The 19984-nt window shown below is 45.4% G+C and carries 13 protein-coding genes and 1 tRNA gene; 8 read left to right on the top strand and 6 right to left on the bottom strand.

Annotated elements, in window-relative coordinates:
* Positions 1-7: 7 nt before the first annotated feature.
* Complete coding sequence (locus PNUC_RS06050) at positions 8-2467, bottom strand: penicillin acylase family protein (RefSeq protein ID WP_011902991.1); 2460 nt, start codon at positions 2465-2467, stop codon at positions 8-10.
* Positions 2468-2599: 132 nt separating this feature from the next.
* Between PNUC_RS06050 and PNUC_RS06045 the strand changes: the two genes are divergently transcribed.
* The 7 genes from PNUC_RS06045 (at position 2600) to PNUC_RS06015 (ending at position 13625) form a co-directional block, all read left to right on the top strand.
* Positions 2600-2688 (top strand) — tRNA-Leu (locus PNUC_RS06045).
* A 179-nt stretch (positions 2689-2867) separates the two neighbouring features.
* Positions 2868-9464 carry a two-partner secretion domain-containing protein gene (locus PNUC_RS06040; RefSeq protein WP_177182405.1) on the top strand — a complete coding sequence of 2199 codons (6597 nt, stop codon included), beginning with the start codon at positions 2868-2870 and terminating at the stop codon, positions 9462-9464.
* A gap of 51 nt (positions 9465-9515) precedes the next feature.
* Positions 9516-10289, top strand: a complete 774-nt coding sequence (locus tag PNUC_RS06035; RefSeq protein WP_011902989.1) for a bestrophin-like domain — start codon at positions 9516-9518, stop codon at positions 10287-10289.
* A 3-nt stretch (positions 10290-10292) separates the two neighbouring features.
* Positions 10293-11084 (top strand): phosphate ABC transporter substrate-binding protein, encoded by a 792-nt coding sequence (locus PNUC_RS06030; protein ID WP_011902988.1) that lies wholly within the window; start codon positions 10293-10295, stop codon positions 11082-11084.
* On the top strand, positions 11081-11920 hold the full coding sequence (locus PNUC_RS06025) for a phosphate ABC transporter substrate-binding protein (protein WP_011902987.1): 840 nt from the start codon (positions 11081-11083) through the stop codon (positions 11918-11920). The genes PNUC_RS06030 and PNUC_RS06025 overlap by 4 nt, the downstream gene beginning before the upstream one ends.
* Before the next feature lie 11 nt (positions 11921-11931).
* Positions 11932-13122, top strand: a complete 1191-nt coding sequence (locus tag PNUC_RS06020; RefSeq protein ID WP_011902986.1) for a TAXI family TRAP transporter solute-binding subunit — start codon at positions 11932-11934, stop codon at positions 13120-13122.
* A 38-nt stretch (positions 13123-13160) separates the two neighbouring features.
* A complete protein-coding gene (locus PNUC_RS06015; RefSeq protein ID WP_011902985.1) occupies positions 13161-13625 on the top strand; it encodes a hypothetical protein in 465 nt (154 codons plus the stop codon).
* A gap of 15 nt (positions 13626-13640) precedes the next feature.
* Here the strand turns inward: PNUC_RS06015 and PNUC_RS06010 are convergent, their stop codons facing one another.
* From PNUC_RS06010 to PNUC_RS05990, 5 genes are read right to left on the bottom strand one after another with little or no spacing between them, the layout of a single operon-like run.
* Positions 13641-14054, bottom strand: coding sequence for an ExbD/TolR family protein (locus tag PNUC_RS06010; protein ID WP_011902984.1), 414 nt, complete (start codon positions 14052-14054; stop codon positions 13641-13643).
* A gap of 2 nt (positions 14055-14056) precedes the next feature.
* A complete protein-coding gene (locus PNUC_RS06005) occupies positions 14057-14749 on the bottom strand; it encodes a MotA/TolQ/ExbB proton channel family protein (RefSeq protein ID WP_011902983.1) in 693 nt (230 codons plus the stop codon).
* 5 nt (positions 14750-14754) lie between these two features.
* A complete protein-coding gene (locus tag PNUC_RS06000) occupies positions 14755-15459 on the bottom strand; it encodes an energy transducer TonB (protein ID WP_011902982.1) in 705 nt (234 codons plus the stop codon).
* Positions 15456-16262 (bottom strand): glutamate racemase, encoded by an 807-nt coding sequence (murI, locus tag PNUC_RS05995; protein ID WP_011902981.1) that lies wholly within the window; start codon positions 16260-16262, stop codon positions 15456-15458. Before murI ends, PNUC_RS06000 begins: the two co-directional genes overlap by 4 nt.
* Before the next feature lie 18 nt (positions 16263-16280).
* Positions 16281-17804 carry a fumarate hydratase gene (locus PNUC_RS05990; RefSeq protein ID WP_011902980.1) on the bottom strand — a complete coding sequence of 508 codons (1524 nt, stop codon included), beginning with the start codon at positions 17802-17804 and terminating at the stop codon, positions 16281-16283.
* Between the two features lie 177 nt (positions 17805-17981).
* Here PNUC_RS05990 and acs point away from each other — a divergent pair, with 177 nt between their 5' ends.
* Positions 17982-19955 (top strand): acetate--CoA ligase, encoded by a 1974-nt coding sequence (gene acs / locus PNUC_RS05985; RefSeq protein ID WP_011902979.1) that lies wholly within the window; start codon positions 17982-17984, stop codon positions 19953-19955.
* Positions 19956-19984: the final 29 nt, after the last annotated feature.

Raw genomic sequence — 19984 nt, 5'->3', positions numbered from 1 at the left:
ACAAAGCTTATTTATTCATTAATTCTAAGGTGCGAGTGCTCTTTTCGGGCTTCATCTGCAATGGCAGGTATTCATTTTTGGCCCATAAAGGATTCATATTGCGGTAAAGCTTGCTTTGGACCCAGCCAGATTGACCGGATTGGTAGATAAATAGAGACTTCTCAAGATCGGATAGGTCGTAAATAGTGCGCATGCTGGGTGCTTGCATGGTTTGATAACGAGTATTGGTTTCCCCCAATTCAAGTCTGCCAATATTGATTGTGAAACCATCACCAGGAACTTCGGTAGATATATTAAAAAAATCCCCCAGAATAGCTACCTTACTTAATGGACGATGCTCGGAAACAGCAATATGCGCGTTGCCCCATTTCCATTTGGTGGGATCGTTGCCATATTCTTTACTCAAATAGGTAAGAGCCTTATCAAACGCGTTGCTAGAAGAATCTAGGCAGCTTTCTATTTGCGTTGTTTTGGGATCATCACACCAAGGACTATCTGGATTTTGAGTGAGCCTGATGAGTGGTTCACGAAAATTTCGTGCACCATAACTATCCGTGAAAATCTTACCCAGTCTAGAAAACAAATTACGAGTCAGTTGATCCGCCCAAGCATTAAAGATGAGTGCTGAGGCACTGTCTAACTGCATACTGCCGTTAAAGTCTTTGGTGATCTCAAGCGCTTGTTTACCGAGTGGGTGTGTTGGTTGGCTAGATTTAAATAATTCTAAAAGTGGCGTGGCTCCTAGCGATAGGACATCTCCTTGCATTGCCTTCATTGAATTGAGGTCATGCGTAGGTTTTGCTTGAATGAGTTCTTTAATTCGTTCATAGCGCGCCGGCAACTCCCAGTCGGCCGTTAGAGGGTTGGGGTCGTTAGATGCAATGATTCTTTGGTTCGCTGTAGCAATCCAGCCTTGCTCAGGATTATTGCTGCTCGGCAATTGGTCAAAAGGTATGTAGCCGGTCCAATCATATTGTTTATCCCAGCCAAGAGCTGGAGCCACGCCATACAAGCCATGTTGCAGTACCCTTTTTGGGGATACACCTGCTGCTTGATAAGCAATATTGCCATCTACATCGGCCATGACGACGTTTTGCATGGGGGCGTAATTCATTCGCAATGCTTGCTTAAAGGAGTCCAAGTCCTTGGCACGATTCATTGCGAGAAGGCCGGCAATTGACTGATTTTCATCATCAAGCGCTGTCCAGCGAAGTGCAAATACAAATCGACTGGTGTCTAAAGATCGTGCTGCCCGCGCATAAGAATCAGAAATAACAGGGCCATGTCTGGTTTCTTTCACCAAGAAAGTCAATGGAGTTGAGTCTTTGATGTCAATAATTTCTTGGCGAACTTTGAATGGTAAGGGGCCATCGGGACCGCGATACATGCCAGGATTTTTTGAATCAATTTGCTCAATATATAAATCTTGAACATCGGGATTTGTGTTGGTATAAGTCCAGGCAAACTGATCGGTTCTCCCCAAAACTACGGCGGGTATACCAGGTAAAGTTGCTCCAATCACATTCATTCCTGGCGCATCTAGATGCGCGAAATACCAAATTGAAGGTGCGGATAGACCCAAATGGGGGTCATTGGCCAACAAAGGTTTACCACTGGCAGTGAGCTTGCCACTCAGTGCCCAGTTATTTGAACCAATGCCATCCTTACCTCCGGGTAAATCATTGGAGCTTAATTCTGTAGAGGGTAAATTATTTGGTCGTGGAGAAGGCTCCTTTGAGGGCGTATTAAATACATTGAGCTCTCGATACATTTTTGCAAAATCCGCATCTGTTACAAGCTCACCAGGCGTGTATGGTTGAACAACCTCCCAGACTTGTTTGGTGCTTAAGTATTGAGAAAGTTCGAAGCGTAATAATTCTTTACTCCAGTTTCCACCTAAGTCATAACTCATCATCAACATCCAGGCGACGCTATCTGTTGGTGACCAATGTCCAGGCTTAGAGCCTGTTAGAAAATATTCAATCGGCAGTGCCCAGCCTAAGTTGGCATTACCTGCATTGACACCATCAGCATATGCTTGAAGATCACGTTTAATAGTGATGGGGTAGTGATCATATTGACGTTCGGCTGTGCGCTTAATTCCTAAGGTTCTAATAAAGCGATCAATCTTGACGGTCTTATCACCCAGAATTTCAGAGAGACGACCGCTTGCAAGACGGCGATTAATTTCCATTTGCCAAGAGCGTTCTGATGCATGTAGATAACCTAGAGCAAATAGGGCATCAGCCTGTGATTTCGCTTTGATGTGTGGAATGTCTGCTTCATCAAAAGTGATGACAACTGGATCGGCAAGACCTTTAATAATCGTTTTTCCCCCGGGTGTAGATTTGGCGGAGGAAAGATAGATGATGGCAATCGTAAGACAGAGTACGCAAGCGATGCCTGTTAACCAAATCAGAGGGCACAAGATTTTGCGTAGGCCTGCTGAAGTGACAATGGTTCTCATGCCAATATTTTAGTGTGTTTACTTGAGGCTGCTCTTAGTGGGGTGGCGGAGGTTCTGAGAGAGATATTGGCCTTGCATGCTAGAATTTCGCTTGTCTTGATTTATTTGGCCTGGCATTTATCGCTAGCGCAAGCCCGAGTGGTGAAATCGGTAGACACAGCAGATTTAAAATCTGCCGACTCAAAAAAGTCGTGCCGGTTCGATTCCGGCCTCGGGCACCACTAAAAACCATGCGAAAACCGCATCCTAAGCCTTTTTGAGGGCTTATTTCCTCATTTTCGAGCCCTTTTTTTGGAAAAAAACTAGTAAAATCAGGTTCTTACACTTTTTTATTTCAGTATTGGTGAATAGCATCGGAAGGCAATCTTCCTTTTCTCTTTCTTGCGTTACCAATTCTTTGTTGAAGCGGACGAAGAGCGTACTGACACATTCTCTTTTTCTGATAGCGTATGCAGGACTCTCTCACGCAGCCGCTCCCGTGCCAGCACCCACAGCAAAAACCCTCCCCACCGGCGGTCAGGTAGTCGCTGGCAGCGCCACAATTAGTTCTTCATCCACAGCGAATACTGCTGTGATGAATATCAACCAAACCTCACAAAGAGCAGTAGTGAACTGGGATAGTTTTAACGTTGGTAAAAACGCCACGGTGAACTTTAATCAACCGAACTCTTCTGCAGTCACTCTCAATCGCGTGACGGGTGGTAATGCTTCAGTCATTAATGGCGCCATCCACGCTAATGGCCAAGTCGTACTCGTTAATGAAAACGGGGTGGTCTTTGGTAAGGGTGCGCAGGTTAATGCAGCAGCAGTCACTGCCTCTACTCTGAACATCGCCGATCAAGAGTTCATGGATGGTAAGAGTACTTACAAAGATGATGGCATTGGAGTAGGTTCAAATGCCGGCAAGATCATCAATAAAGGCAAGATCCAAACCAATAATGACAATGGTGAAGGTGGCTTTATTGCTCTATTAGCCCCAGAAGTGCGTAACCAAGGTTATCTCTTAGCCCAAAAAGGCGGCACGGTTGCTATTGGCTCTGGCTCTCAAATCACTCTGCATATCCAAGGCCAAACTTTAGTAGCCATCAAAGTCGATGAGAGTGTCTATAACGGCCTGATCACCAATAAACGCATTATCGAAGCCCCCGGTGGTTTAGTGGTTTTGGCTACTGGAGCAGCCAATCAACTGATGGCAGGAGTCATTAAGAACACAGGCCGCATTGCTGCCAATAGCTTAGAGAGCAACGGCGGGGTGATTGAGTTGGTAGCTAAAAACATCACCCAATCTGGGCAAGTGAGCGCAAATAGCCAAACCAAAGAGGGTGGTCAAGTCAATCTGGTTGCTAGTGAGATTACGCTTACTAAGAACTCCAAGACCACAGCCACTGGCGCAGCCGGTGGGGGCCAAGTCAATATTGGTTTAGCTAGCACCCAAGTATCTGGTGGTGCCCAAGTCAACACCCCAACTCCAGTGGCAATCAAGGCCAATGCCAACCAAGCAGCCCAAACGAATCAGCTAGCCAATACGGTTGCTGTGCAAGAGAGCGCCACAATTGATACTTCAGCTACCCAAACAGGTAACGGCGGATCGATTGCGATCTGGTCCAAGGTACAAACCACAGTGGCTGGCATCCTTAAATCCATGGGCGGGGCAATCTTAGGTAACGGCGGCTTTATCGAAACCAGCTCCCAAGGCCAAGTTGTTCTAGCCCCAACGGCAAGCATCAATACCAGCGCAAACAACCCAACTGGCAAAGCCGGCACTTGGCTCTTAGATCCGATTGACCTGATCATCAACAGTGATGCTGCCAATGTAATCGCCAACGCCTTAGCAAACACCAATGTGACCATTGCAGTTACCAACAGCACCACTGCTTGCCCCATTGGAAGTTGTACTCAAACTAATGTCAGTGGCGCCAACAGCAGTCTGACTATTGCTAGTGGCGCCGATATCCTCAAATTGGGCACCAACTACACCACGCTCACTCTCTCATCAGAAGGCATCTTTAATCTCAATGCCAATATCAGTGGTCAGAATCTTGATGTGATCATCAGCTCTTCGATTGCCTATCTGAACGTAGGTAGCTCCATTAATGCCTCCAAAGTAACCGTCCAAGCTCAAACAATCTATAGCGCTGGCAGCATCCAAACCAGTAATTACCTCCTAGGCGCAAACCCAGGATCTTTAGGTAATGCCATCGCCTTATTAGCCCAAGCCATTTATGTGTCAGGCAGACTATCAGCTAATGCCATAGGCAAAGTAGCTGGCAGCATTACGCTCACCGCCAACACTATCAAGCTATATCCAAATGCAGTGTTAGAAGCCAATGGTGATGAAGGTGGCCAAATTACGGTTGCTGCCAATGACTCCCTCTGGAGTAGCGCTACAGTGCAAGCCAATGGTGGAAACGGTAGGGGAGGAACACTGTCCTTAACCGCAGCAAACGATCAATACTTTGACCAATCGGCATTACAAGCAAACGGCACTACCGATGGTGGCGCCATCACGATCACTACCCAAAGTGGTGACATCTCCTTTGCTAACTCCCTCATCCAAACCAACGGCTCGACTGGTCGTGGCGGTAGCATTAGCCTATCGGCTACTAACATTACCCAAATTGCTAACAGCAATATCAGCGCAAACGGGTACTCCCAAGGTGGCACAATATTAATAGGCAATGACGCTAGTAACGGTTCATTGCCTTTTTCTATGGCGACCACCATTGATGAAAAGACCGCTATCAATGCAGCCCAGTTAGACCCCAATCCCACCAACCAACACGGTGGTTTTATTGAAACCTCGGGTCACACTCTAAACCTGCTGGCAACTATTAATGCTGGTAGAGGGGGGATGTGGTTGTTGGATCCGAATGATATTTCAATAGAGGCGCTACCAGTTTTAGGTGGGACACCCTTTGCATATGTAAGTGGCTCTTCATACACCTATACGGCAGGGGCTAGTAGCGTGGTGTATACCGCCCTGATTACTTCTGCCCTGGCTACTGCGGATGTCATCATTACTACAGCGTCAGGCAATATTACTGTTAACGGTGCGATTAGCGGAGTTCGCTCATTAACCCTTCTTGCTAGCTCTGGAAATATTCAATTAAATGCAGGTATTCAGTTAACCGGTGCAGGATCCTCCATTGTTCTAAAGGCAAGTGGTTATATCTCTACTGCTGGTGCAAATACCTATTTGACCAATGGTGGCGATGTCATTTTTTGGTCTAACACTGGAAATGTAACTAGTACTACCGCAACAAATGCCAATTTTATTTACCTTGATTCAGGTACAAAACTTATGACTGTCGGGGGCGCCATTTATCTTGCAGGTGGCTTACCTTCTATAGGTACTACATCTAATGGAAACAACTATCCAACTGGGTATGCATTTACTGGCAGTGTAAATTCTGGAGTTCTATTGGGGTCTTATGCTGGTAACGGCATTCCCATCATCATCAAGTCTGATGGCGGCAATATAGTGATTGCTGGACAAACAACTAATACTAATCTGCCGGGCTTTAGTAGCCAATCTTCTCTGTTGATTGATTCAGGAATGGGCACAATTTCGCTAACGGGAACTGCACATAATGGCCATGGTATTGAGTTGGGCTATGGCTCTGCTTATTCAAATATTGTGATTACTTCCGCGTCATCGTCACCCACAGCAATTCAGATCAACGGGACGACAGATGGCGGTTCGGGCTATAAAGGCTTCTGGGCGATCCATCTTGCTGGCTCCGCTACGCCAGGTGTTTTAATTCAGGCAACAGGATTTGGAGGTGGTGTTTCACTTACTGGAATCAATACGCCAAGTGGTATTGGGGTGTATTTAAGCGATATTGCCATTCTTGCGAACAATGGCCCAATTCAAATCAATTCAACCGCCCTTGTAACTCAATCGACCTCATCGTTTCTCGGGGCTTGTTCAGGCACTGCGAATCCTTGTGCTTCTTTCGCCATAGGTGACAATACATACACGCCAATTACTAACTCTTCTTCTAATATTGCAATTAATGTGGATGCTAGGAATGCAGGCGGGGTCTCTTGGAACGGGGTATTGACTGTTGATACCACCGGCGGTCTAACAATTGCACCCTACACAACTGACGGCTGGGCCACAACCCCATTTACATGGTCTGGAAGCAATGCTCTCTCGGGTGGAATAGCTACATTTACTGCAGATGCAAATAGTTTCATTGGCGTAGCTGATAAGCTAATGATTAAGAAAATTACTAGTCTTACTATTGGTGCATCCGACTCCACCAATACGGTGAATATTAACCAAGACACCGGCCCCTTTGGAAATCTCTCAGTTCATGCCGGAAATATCAATATTAATGCGCCAATCCATTGGGTATCTGATGAAGCTATCAATTTGATTTCATCTGGCAATATTTCCGTTAATGCTGATTTAGTCGGCCCCTCAAGTGGGTTAACTGCTGTCTATGGCGGCACTTATTCTTGCTCTGTTTGTTCCTCTTACTATGTACTTTTAAATCCGGGTTCCAGCGTTTACGGTAGCGTACCAAATCTGACTTACGGAATTTATACTAGCGCCGCAGGGACAACATTAGCTTCAAGCGCAATTTCTAGCCTTGTTTCTGGTACGGCTAGTTGGAGTGGAGTCATGCCCGACTCAACTTCTTCAGTTGGATCCTATCCTTTAAGTTACTCATCTGGACTTTCTATCTCTAGTTTGTCTTATAGTCTGATTGCAGGTAATCTAAACAATTGGACTATTACTCCAGCACCATTGGGTATTAAAGTTACTGCAACATACACGAGCGGTAGTGTATTTACTCCCAGCAATAGCGTTATTGCAGCAACTGGTTTAATGGCAGGGCAGACCATTACGAGTCTTCAGGCGAACTCTTCTAATGTAGGCCCTGGAAATTTTGTAACTACCAGTGGATTGATTGGGGCAGGCGGTTTTCTAGCTAGCAACTATGCGATGTATGCTGGAAGTGAGGTAGGGAATTCTGGGGTGTTGGCTGGCGGTTTATACAGCGGGACAGTATCGGGCGCTACAAATTCAGGCGGAACAAACACCGTCAATATTAATAGAGCTAACCTCGCCATTACTGCTAATCCTAGCCCCTCTGGAAATGTGTATAACGGCAACGCATACAACGGTAGTTACATAACCAATGCCTTGGGATCTGACCAGGGATTGATGACCATCTCAGGCGTTGCTACTGGAGTTAATGCTGGAACTTATACCTCTAACTTAGCTGTTAATGGCGCTGTCCTCTCTAACTACAACACGCCGGTAATTACTAATGCGAATTTAGTGATCTCACCAAAACCAATTACGATTACCGATATTGCAAGTCGTACCATTTACGATGGTGTAACAAATTACGCCACCTTGATGGCTAATGCGGGTTATACACTGAGCTCAGCATTGGTGGGTAGCGATACGATTGGTGCAATCAATCAAACAGCTTCATCAGTTGGTGGTACTTCATTTTCTGGTATCGCTCAGGCTGGTATTTTCTTTAGCACTCCGAGCGCCGCTGTTTTATCAATTGGTAATGCCAATAACTACCTTTTCTCTTATGCAACTGCTAGCAATACTGTTGCCAAGGCTAGCCTCACCATTGCTGCAATACCCAATCTCACGGGGAACGTTTACAACGGCTCTACTTATAACGGTACCTATGTAACAAATGCTTTGGGCTCTGATCAAGGCTTGATGACTATCTCAGGTATTGCTTCTGGAGTTGATGCTGGAATCTATACCTCTAATTTAGCAGTTAGCGGTTCAGTGCTATCTAACTACAACAGTCCAGTGATTAGAAATGCGAATTTAGTGATCACTCCTGCGCCGTTAGTTATCAAAGCGAATGACTTAGCAAGAGTGGCAGGGACTGCTTTTTATGGCGGTAATGGTGTGACCTATACCGGTCTCCTGAATGGGGAGTCACCCTCAGTACTCTCAGGGGTATTAACGTATTCTGGATCAGCTCAAGGCGCAAGTAATGCGGGGGCTTATGTAATCCAACCCGGCGGTTTGACTAGTCAAAATTATTCTATCGGATTTATTAGCGGTGTTTTAGTGAATACTCCACAGCCAGTGGTTAATGCGATTACTCCGCCACCGCCGCCTCCACCTCCTCCAATGGTTTTTAGTATTGCGCCTCCTCCACCCCCACCGGCAGCAGCTGCGATGGTGTCCATAGCCCCGCCACCACCTGCTGCTGAAGCTGGGTCCGGGGGACGAGAAGTTGCTCCTCCACCTGTCGCTGCTGCAATGGTTGCAGCGCCTGATGGTGGAATTGCCTTGGCACCTGCACCAGCAGCTCCGCCACCAACTGCTTCTGCACCACCACCTGCAGCTCCCTCAGGCGCAAATCCATCAAATACTCCTAGTTCATCTACCAATACGGATGCATCGAGTAATAAGCCGTCAGAAGGTAAACCAAATGGCACGAACTCAAAAGGAGAGCGTATTGGAAAATATGACGCTCGAAGATTGGCGGAATCAAAAGAAGCCAAAGAGGGTAAGGGTGGATCTGATAAACCTGGTTCTAAAAAAGCAGAACCTGGAGTGAATGGGGAAACCCCTCCTAAATATGCTGGTAAATATGCTAATGGTTTCCGGGCTGCTGAAAAGGCTGCTGGAAAAGATGGCGCCAATAAGTCATTGGCTTCAAATAAGGCTAACCCTCCTAGAGAGGGAAAATACAGCAACCGAGTAAATGCGCTTAATAATGGTTCAGCGTCAGCTTCAGCTGCAATGGCAGCGGCCGCGATGTCACAACATCAATTCTCCTCAACTGGCTTACCCCCTTTACCAGGGGCTCCTGCTGAGGCAGCCACCCCAACAATATTGCGGGGCGGCGATAGCTTAACCCAGTCTTATGATGATGTACCATCGATACGTAATTCAGGGGTTGCTAATGCGGGACGTTCACGGAATACGGAAAATTACCATGAGAGTCTTGAGTCGGTTAATTTAATGTCGACACTGAATTTATTTATAGTCCATTAGTGAATTGAAATTTAACTCTTATTAATTAGAAAATCCAAGGAATTTATAAGCATGATTGAATACCTCCACTCGCTGCCCAATGTTGTCATTGGGTTATGCATTATGTGTGTTGGACTTATCCTTTCCACTGGAATTCCTTTTTATATTCGCTGGAAATATGATCTCAACCCAGACGAGCATTTGGCAAAAGGGGCAGAAGAAGGGTTCAAGCTGTTCACTTCTATTACGCTTTTATTAATTGCCTTTTCTTTAGTTCGTGTTCAAGGCGACCATCGTAATGTCGAAGATTTAGTATCTAGAGAAGCTGCTTTGATGTTTAAACTCAATCGCTCATTGGCAGCATTTGGGGGTCCACAAGCTCAAGAGTTACAGGGTGATTTAAAAGATTATGCAACTGCCATCGTTGACGATGAGTGGCCACTCATGGCCAAAGGCAAAAGAAGTGAAGAGGCATCAAATACCTTGATTGATCTTACGCAGGGAATTCGTTTATTGGATCCCCGGAATCCCGTGCAGCAAATGGCGAGGGCTGAAATAGTAACGACCTTAAATCAACTCTCAGACGTGAGGGAGGCGCGCCTATCAGCGGTAAAACTTAAATTGCCATCTTATCTATGGCAGGCACTGACCGTTTCTGTCTTGCTACTGATCGTCTTCGGTTGGTTACAAAACCCACTTCCGAAAATGGTAGCTTATGTCGGTGGCGTAACGATAGGGGTTGCCTTATTGCTCACGCTAGTCATTGCCTTGGAGGGTTTATTTGTGGGTGAAAGTCAAGTAAACCCAGAAGCAATAGTTTCTATCTTGCCGTCTTTGGGTGCTTAAACTATGCCGACAAATTCAGCAGAGATGGATGCGCTTCAGTTCATACAGCTTAGAGGCTCCAGCACTGTCTTAAAGGTAATACAGCGCATTGGCTCTGCCTATATGGATACATACCCAGATATTCGCTTACCTTTAGTGGGTGGCGGAACCGCAATGGGCTACAAGTCTGTTTTAGATGGCACCTCAGATATTGGTATGGCAGCCGGTCAGATGCCGGCGAGTATTGAAGTTTGGGCAACTAGAAATCATCTGTCGATTCAAAATGTGACGATTGCGATTGACGGTATCTCTCCAATTGTGAATCTAGCTAATCCAACTAATGATTTAACACTAGATCAATTGCATGACATATTCACAGGAAAAATCACCAATTGGAATGCATTGGGTAAATTTTCTGGCCCAATTAATGTCATTAGTCATGATCCGCAATTGGGTACCTATGAAACATGGAAGCGCGAGGTGGCGGGTAAAGATTACATCACCTTAAAGGCAAAAGTAGTTAATCACTTGGCGGAATTAAATAGCGCCATTATGTCTGATCCGCATGCTATAAGTTATGTAGGCAATACATTTTTGGATAAAGCGAAAGTAAAGCCATTAACTGTTAATGGGCTTGCTCCAAGCATTCAAAATATCCAACAGGAAAAATACCCAATCAGAAGTAAGTTACAACTTCTGACTACCTCAAGCCCAAGTAAAGAGGTGAGCAATTTTGTAGCCTACTGCTTGGATCCCAGTCAAGGGCAGACCATTATTAAAGAAATGGGCCTTGTTCCCGTTGCAAAATTATCATGATGAATCGTCGACAACTACTTCAAGCGTTGGGCGTTATAACTGCCGTTGGTGTTGGTGGAGCCATAGCCGGTTATTTTGCTTATCCTTATTTTGCAATTAAAGCGCAAAAAGATCTGATGATTTCTGGGTCCAAAGCGGTTTCCCGTTTTGTGGCTTTATTGATTGCGCCATTCATAGAAAAGAATCCTAGCGCCAAAGTCTCAATCGAGGGCGGTGGTTCATTCGCAGGGTTAACAGCCCTGGCAAATGGCGGCATTGATTTAGCAATGATGTCCAGGGATTTAAATTTTGATGAATTTAATCTCGATTTTCATAGTCATTTAATTGGTATTGAAGGCATTGCTATTATTGTTCACTCCAACTTGACCGTGAAGAGCATATCCCTTGATCAATTCAATAACATATTAGAAGGGACCATTGACAATTGGAGCGAAGTGGGTGGGCCTAATAAAAAGATCAGTATTTATAACCGAGCTGAAGGCTCTACTACGCGGGCTTTTATCGAGGATTTGGTCATGCGTGGTGCGCCTTATGCAAAAAATTCTCAGGTCTGTAATAGCGCAGCGGATGTAACGAATTCAGTTTCCAATGATCCGTATGGAATTGGTTACCTGACGACACGCAATCTTAGCGATAAGATTAAAACCTTAGCTATTAATGGCGTAGAAATTAACAACAAGACACTCTTATTGAAGTTGTATCCATTGGCTAGGGATATGTTTCTAGTAAACCGAACTACCGCCAGTCAAACTGCTAAAGATTTTGTTCGCTATAGTTTGAGTTCGCATGCTCAAGATATTTTTGTCAAGAATGGCTTGACTCAGGTTTCCCGATAGGAATTGGTTTTATGTCAGATATCCCGAACGAAATTGAAGAGTATGTATTTAAAGCTCTAGACTGGATAAGAGGTAAGCATCACATCCGTAAAGGCTTGGCTCTACTATTAATCGCGCTGCTGCTGGGTCTAGCCGGAAAATTTGCCTACGATCTTTATCCTCGCCATTATGAGTTGACTATCAGCGGTGGCGGCATGCTATCCAAGAGTCATTATTTGACCAAGGTATTACAGGCTGAAGCGGCTCAGCGCAATATTTCACTAACGATTGTGCCAATGGCCGGTTCATTCGAGGCTCTTAATGAATTAAATGCTGGAAAATTGGATCTAGCCTTTGTTCAAGGCGGTATCGATCCTATGGGTTATGACAATGTTACCCAAGTTGCCTCGATGCCCCCTCAGCTGATTCAATTTTTAGTTAAGGATGATGTCAAAACAATTCAGGATATTCGCGGCAAGCAAGTCAATCTGGGTGAAAAGAATGGTGGCCCTAGTATTGTCTCCAACCAAATGCTGCGCTTTTCCGGCTTGGTGCCGGAAGTAGATTATGTAGAGACAAATTTTAATGATGAAGAGCTATTGGGCATGAAGCCCGAAAAACTTCCGCAAGTCATTGTTCAAATTTCGTATGCTCCTTCAGCGGTGGTTGATTTTTTAGTTCAAAAGAGGGGATATCAATTACTTGAAATGCCATTCCCGGCATCATTGGCGATGCGCATGGGCTGGGTGTCTGATGCCAAAATTTTGGCATATATGTATCGAATTGCCCCACCGGTACCGGCTTCTGACATACATGTCATCGGCGTGAACCTGAATCTCTTGGCCAATAAAGAAGTGGATCCTCGCGCCATCTCTAAGCTGCTAGAAGTTCTATATAAACCCAAGATTGCATCTATCGTAGCCATTCCAATTTCAGAGGATAAGATCCTCACCCCTTCAGGGTTCCCCATATCCAATGGGACTGATATGTATATCGCTAGCAAGCAGCCTTTGATTACCTCGCAAATGATTGATCAAATCAAAGGTTTGTTTGGGCTGATTATGACGCTCGCATCCATTGCCCTCGTTGTATTTAAGTGGTTTAAAGGTCCAACGGATGATGAGGAGGGTGACGGTGAGGATGGTGATAAGAAAAAGAGTGACGCTCCTACTGTGGGAGATCATATGGATAATCTTTCCAGCAGCATCTCCAAGCTCACGTAACAGATCTTGTATTGCTAAAGCGTCTATTTGAATTTGCAATGAAGAAGATGGCATATCGCGTATTCATCTTTATCACCCTTATGATGACGATAGCATCTGCTGCTCAGGCAGCAGATATGCTTTTATTCGATTGTCAAAGGGTTGAGAAAAATTACACTGAAGACTATGAGATGAAAATTGTTCCTGCGACGGTAAGTCAAAAAGCAAAGATCTATCTAGATGATCGCGACTTGGATCAATCCGATGCAAACGGTACTCAAGTAGTAAAAAGTATCGTCATTAATGCCAGCACGATCTTAATAAATATTCAGGCTAGCTTTGAACCTGAAGTGCTAAATGGAATTACCTATTCCGCGGGCACTTTTTCAACCCAAATCAATTTGAATCGCAATACGGGAAAATTAACCAAGACTGAAGAGATCCATGGCGGCATTTTGGGTGCCAATCTTGGCAATGGAACTCATCTCAGCGAAGAAACTTGTCAACCCGCAAAAGTCCGTTAGAAAAGGGCTTTGCCTTTAATTAGGCTCTGTAACAAACCCGAGCTTAGTTAAACCCGCGCGGCGCGATGCAGCCAATACTTGAGCCACATATTCATATTGAACCGACTTATCTGCGCGTAGATTAATTTCGGGTTGTGGATCTTTTTGCGCTGCTTTTTCAGCATAGCCATCAAATGTCTTGAGATCAATTGGCGTGCTATTCCAAAAGATTTGTCCTTTAGCGTCTATTGATAGCTGAACGGATTCTGGCTTGACTTCGTTGCGAACGCTATTGGCCTTTGGTAGTTCAACCTTTACAGCTTGTTGGATTACAGGCAGGGTAATAATGAAGATGATTAGCAGTACCAACATGATGTCCACCATCGGAGTCATATTGATCTCCGCCATGATGGCATCATCATTGTGATCGTCCGGAATATTAAAAGACATGCTTATTCTCCGGACTTCACACGTGCGCCAGTGACAAAGTAGGCTAACAGGTCATTGCCAAAGCGATTAAGCTCTGCAACCAATAGCTTATTACCGCGGTTCAAGGCATTAAACCCGAGCACCGCTGGAATAGCTACCGCTAAACCAAGGGCGGTCATGATGAGTGCCTCACCAATTGGCCCAGCCACTTGATCTAACTGCGCGCTGCCAGAGCTGCTGATAGCGATCAGTGCGTGATAGATGCCCCATACGGTACCGAATAAACCAATAAATGGAGCTACTGCACCTGTGGACCCCAGGAAAGTTAATCCCTTCTGAAGGCTGGCTGCGATCGAATCTATGCCATTTTTAATGCTTCTTGCCATCCACTCTGAATAGTTCAGTGTTTGCAATAGCTCACGGCGATTGCTTGATTGGCTTTGATGGTGAGTTGATGCAGTAGCTGCTGATTTTGCAATTTGATAATAAGGGTTAGCGGCATGATTGCTAAACGATGCGAGCCCTTGTTCATAAGAAGTAGCGCGCCAAAATTGTTCCAGTTCTGGTTTAAGCTTGCGAAGATTGCGCAATTCCCAAAAGCGGGTAAGCAAAATGACCCAAGTCACAATTGAGCAAATAAGCAATGCAATCGCAACAAATCGAGTAATGCCATCGCCTTCAAGCCATAGATTTGCGATACCAAAAGGTGTATTCATGGTTGTTAATTCTTCAGATTAAATTTAATTAAAAGGTTGGTAGAAATTTTTTGTGGTGCGCCATTGACTAAAAAAGGTTTAAAGCGATAACGTTTACCAATATCGGTTGCTGCACGATCCAGCCTAGGGAAGGTGCTTGATTGCAATAGAGCAACATCCTCAACACTACCGCTTTCATCAATGATCAACCGAACTACCACTGCACCTTGCTCGCCTGAGCGTTTAGAGAATGAAGGGTAGTAGGCATCGGCATCTGGTTGATACACCACTACCAGTTTACCAATGTCAGTCTGAATAGGCGTCCCGCTTGCACCACCGCTAGTTGCAGGGGCTACCGAGGCATTTTGCATCTGGCTTTGCGATGAAGATGCATCGCTCTTGCTTTGCTGTGGGCTTGGAGGCGTAGGCGCCTCAGATGCTTGTTTAGGGGTTGGTTTCTGGCTCGGCTTTTCTTCCGCTTTTTTCTTTTTCGGCTCTTCTTTGGGTTTTGGTGGCGGGGCTGCAGGAGCTTGTTCTGCTTTAGCTCCGGCAGTATCCGGACTCACTAAATTGGCCATCACTCGCGTATCGTCTAACTGCGGCTTGGGTGCGCTCCAGTGCAAAAATTCAAGTGCAGGCAGTGCGTGTAATAAAAGTACGATGGCAATAATGATGCGCTCGGTTTTATTGAACGGGAGATGTGAGTCCAGTTTTTGCAAGAAGGTACTCATCCGATGTCACCTAGCAGCTGAGTGGTCACTGCATGCAAACTTAAATCACACGACAAGAGATCGCTTGCCATTGAAAGCAAACGATCCTCATTCTTACTGCTGATAAAAGTTACTGAGCCCACATCTTTTTTTGTGGAGAGATTTTGCAGTAACTCCAGTTGTCTCTTAAGTTGTCTTACAACTGCATCACTCGTATCAATTAAGGTAATGGAATCGCCCAAGAGCTTGCGAATCGATTTTCTTAAAAAAGGGTAGTGGGTACAGCCAAGCACAATCGTGTCTGAGCCCGCATCCTGTATGGGCTCTAGATGTTTTGCTAGAAGCTCTAAGGTTTCTTCGCTATTTGCGTTTCCAGATTCAATCAGTGGTACTAAGCCTTCGCCAGCTTGCTTGATGAAGCGACAGTTGCTAGGTAGGGTTGCAAGCAGTGCGTTAAATTTATCGCTCTTCAATGTGGCTTCGGTTGCCAAGACACCCACGATACCGTTTTGGGTATGCATTGCTGCAGGCTTAATACCGGGCTCCACACCAATAACGGGGATGGATAATTGCGCACGAATTTCTTGAATCGCTTGGGCTGTGGCGGTATTACAGGCAACGACGATTGCGTCACACCCTTCATTAGCAAGATAACGACATAAAGCCAAACTGCGTTGCGCAATCCAATCGCTCGAACGCTCCCCATAGGGTGCATTAGCTGAATCTGCAAGATAGAGGTAATCGTTTTCAGGAAGCTGGCGCAGAGCCTCATCCAAGATGGACAAGCCTCCTACGCCAGAATCAAAAACCCCGATGAGAGCCAATGCAGATCTATTTACGAGTTAAGCAATGGTGACTGGGATATTGCCAATTTTGGCTTGCCACTCTTTTGGTCCAGTCTCATGCATTGAGATTCCCTCGGAGTTCACTGCCACGGTTACCGGCATATCTTTGACATCAAACTCGTAAATGGCTTCCATTCCCAAGTCCGCAAAACCAACTACTTTGGAATGCTGAATGGCTTTAGAAACTAAGTAGGCGGCACCACCAACAGCCATTAAATAGGCTGATTTATGCTTTTTAATGGCTTCAATCGCGGCAGGGCCACGCTCAGCTTTACCGATCATAGAAATAAGACCTGTTTTAGCCAGCATCATTTCAGTGAACTTATCCATTCGGGTTGAGGTAGTCGGACCTGCAGGGCCGACAACTTCATCACGTACAGGATCTACTGGGCCAACGTAATAAATCACTCTATTTTTAAAGCTCACAGGCAACTCTTCACCCTTAGCTAGCATGTCCTGAATACGTTTATGCGCAGCATCGCGACCAGTCAAAATCTTGCCGTTGAGTAATAAAGTTTCGCCTGGTTTCCAGCTAGCTACTTCTTCGGCCGTCAAGGTATCTAGATTGACTCGCTTAGATTTTTTAACATCCGGTGTCCAAGTAACATCTGGCCAATCGGATAAAGAAGGTATTTCTAATTTAGCCGGACCATCACCATGCAAGTGGAAATGCACGTGGCGTGTAGCAGCACAGTTCGGAATCATCGCAACTGGTAAAGATGCGGCATGCGTTGGGTAATCCAAAATCTTAATATCCAAGACGGTAGACAGACCACCCAAGCCTTGTGCACCAATACCTAATTTATTTACCTTGTCAAAAATCTCTAGACGGAGTTCTTCAACACGATTCTTTGGGCCGCGCTCAATGAGTTCTTGAATATCTACAGGCCCCATCAAGGCTTCCTTGGCCATTAACATCGCTTTTTCAGGGGTGCCACCAATACCAATGCCGAGAATGCCGGGAGGGCACCAACCAGCACCCATAGTGGGAACAGTTTTAACAACCCAATCCACAATCGAGTCGGATGGGTTGAGCATGACCATCTTGGCTTTGTTTTCAGAGCCACCACCTTTTGCGGCACAGATCACTTCTACATCATCGCCAGGTACGATTTCGTAATGAACAACGGCGGGAGTGTTGTCACCAGTATTTTTACGTTTACCTGCAGGATCAGCCAATACAGAAGCACGCAACATATTGTCTGGATTTAGGTAGGCACGACGTACACCTTCATTCACCATCTCAGTTACGCTCATGGTGGCATCAGGCCACTGAACGTTCATACCGATCTTGAGGAATACCAAAGAAATACCCGTATCTTGGCAAAGAGGGCGATGACCTTCCGCACACATGCGGCTATTGGTCAGAATTTGAGCGATGGCATCTTTAGCAGCTTCACCTTTTTCTAGTTCATAAGCTTTGCCCATGGCATCAATAAAGTCCTTGGGGTGGTAGTAAGAAATGAACTGAAATGCATCGGCAACGCTTTGAATGAGGTCGTTTTGTTTGATTTTGGTCATGGTTTTTAGCTTAAATATTAAGGTTTGCCCTATTTTAAGGGTTTGCCATAGAGCAAATCCCCCGTGTTTTCACTTATCTTCTTAGGTCTTGAGGGTGTAAACCTGTCATTTTGCGATATTTTCGCGCTTTTGTAGATGTAAATAGATTATTGATTATCAATTTGAGGGCTGTGAAGCATGGAACCATTAATGCAAGAAAACCGCGTTTTTAACCCACCTGCAGATTTTGTTAAGGGTGCCACCATTCCAGGTATGGAAGCTTATAACAAGCTATGTGCTGAGGCTGATGCAGATTATGACGGTTTTTGGGGTCGTCTTGCAAAAGAAAATATTTACTGGAAAAAGCCTTTTACCAAGGTTTTGGACGAATCAAAAGCGCCTTTCTATAAATGGTTCGAAGATGGAACTACAAATGCTTCTTATAACTGCTTAGATCGCCAGGTAGAAAATGGTTTGGGCGATAAGGTCGCCATCATTTTTGAAGCCGACGATGGCACAGTAACTAAAGTTACTTATAAAGAGATGTTGGAGCGCGTTTGCAAAATGGCAAATGCACTTCGCAAGATGGGCATCAAGTCAGGTGACCGCGTCATTATTTACATGGCGATGACGATCGAAGGCATTGTTGCGATGCAAGCTTGTGCTCGTATTGGTGCAATTCACTCTGTAGTGTTTGGTGGCTTTTCTGCTCAAGCCTTGCGTGATCGTATTGTTGACGTGGGTGCAGTCGCAGTCATTACTGCTGACGGACAATTCCGCGGTGGCAAATCATTGCCATTAAAAGCCATCTGTGATGAGGCGCTCTCCACTGGCGAGTGCGGCAATGTAAAACATGTCATCGTCAGCAAGCGTACTGGCACTGAAGTCACCATGACAGCTGGCCGCGATGTTTGGATGCAAGAAATTGTGGCTAATGAGCCTGCAACTTGCGAGCCAGAGTGGGTAAGCGCAGAGCATCCACTATTTATTCTGTATACATCCGGTTCAACCGGCAAGCCAAAGGGCGTACAACACTCAACAGGCGGCTACTTATTGTGGGCAATTCTCACAATGAAGTGGACTTTTGATATCAAACCAAATGATGTGTTCTGGTGTACTGCCGATATCGGTTGGGTAACTGGCCACTCTTATATTACTTATGGCCCACTCGCAGTAGGCGCCACAGAGATCGTGTTTGAAGGCGTGCCAACTTATCCAAATGCCGGCCGTTTCTGGGATATGATCCAAAAACATAAGGCAAGTATTTTCTATACAGCACCAACAGCGATTCGCTCTTTGATTAAAGCATCTAGCAATGACGAGTCAATACATCCAAAGAGCTATGACTTATCTTCATTGCGTCTCTTGGGTTCAGTAGGTGAGCCAATCAATCCTGAAGCATGGATGTGGTATTACGAAAATGTAGGCAGCTCACGTTGCCCAATCGCCGATACATTCTGGCAAACAGAAACTGGTGGTCATATGATTTCACCATTGCCAGGCGCAACCCCAATGATTCCTGGTTCATGCACATTGCCACTACCAGGTATTAAGGCGGCGATTGTGGATGAGGCTGGTGTAGATGTACCAAATGGTCAAGGCGGTATCTTGGTTGTGAAGCGTCCATGGCCATCAATGATTCGTACGATTTGGAATGATCCGGACCGTTTTGTTAAATCCTATTTCCCAGAAGAGTTGGGCGGTACTTTGTATCTGGCAGGTGACGGCGCGATTCGCAATAAAGATACAGGCTACTTCACTATTACTGGTCGTATCGATGACGTATTGAACGTTTCTGGTCACCGTATGGGCACGATGGAAATTGAATCATGCTTGGTAGCGAATCCATTGGTTGCTGAAGCGGCAGTAGTTGGCCGCCCTGACGATATGACTGGTGAAGCCATTTGCGTATTCGTAGTTCTTAAAGGTGGTCGCCCAACAGGTGATGAAGCCAAGAAGATTGCTACTGAATTGCGTAATTGGGTAGGGAAAGAGATCGGACCGATCGCCAAACCGAAGGATGTGCGTTTTGGCGATAACTTGCCTAAAACTCGCTCTGGCAAGATCATGCGCCGCTTGCTGCGTGTGATTGCTAAAGGTGAAGAGGTTACTCAAGATACCTCAACCCTTGAAAATCCAGCGATTTTGGACCAACTCAAAGAGTCTCTCTAAACAGGCAAATTCGCATTTAGAGCCAAACC

Origin of the sequence: Polynucleobacter asymbioticus QLW-P1DMWA-1 (assembly GCF_000016345.1) — a bacterium.
Lineage (GTDB): Bacteria > Pseudomonadota > Gammaproteobacteria > Burkholderiales > Burkholderiaceae > Polynucleobacter > Polynucleobacter asymbioticus.
Note: the sequence above shows the minus strand (reverse complement) of the source record. Positions and strands in the feature narration are given on the sequence as shown.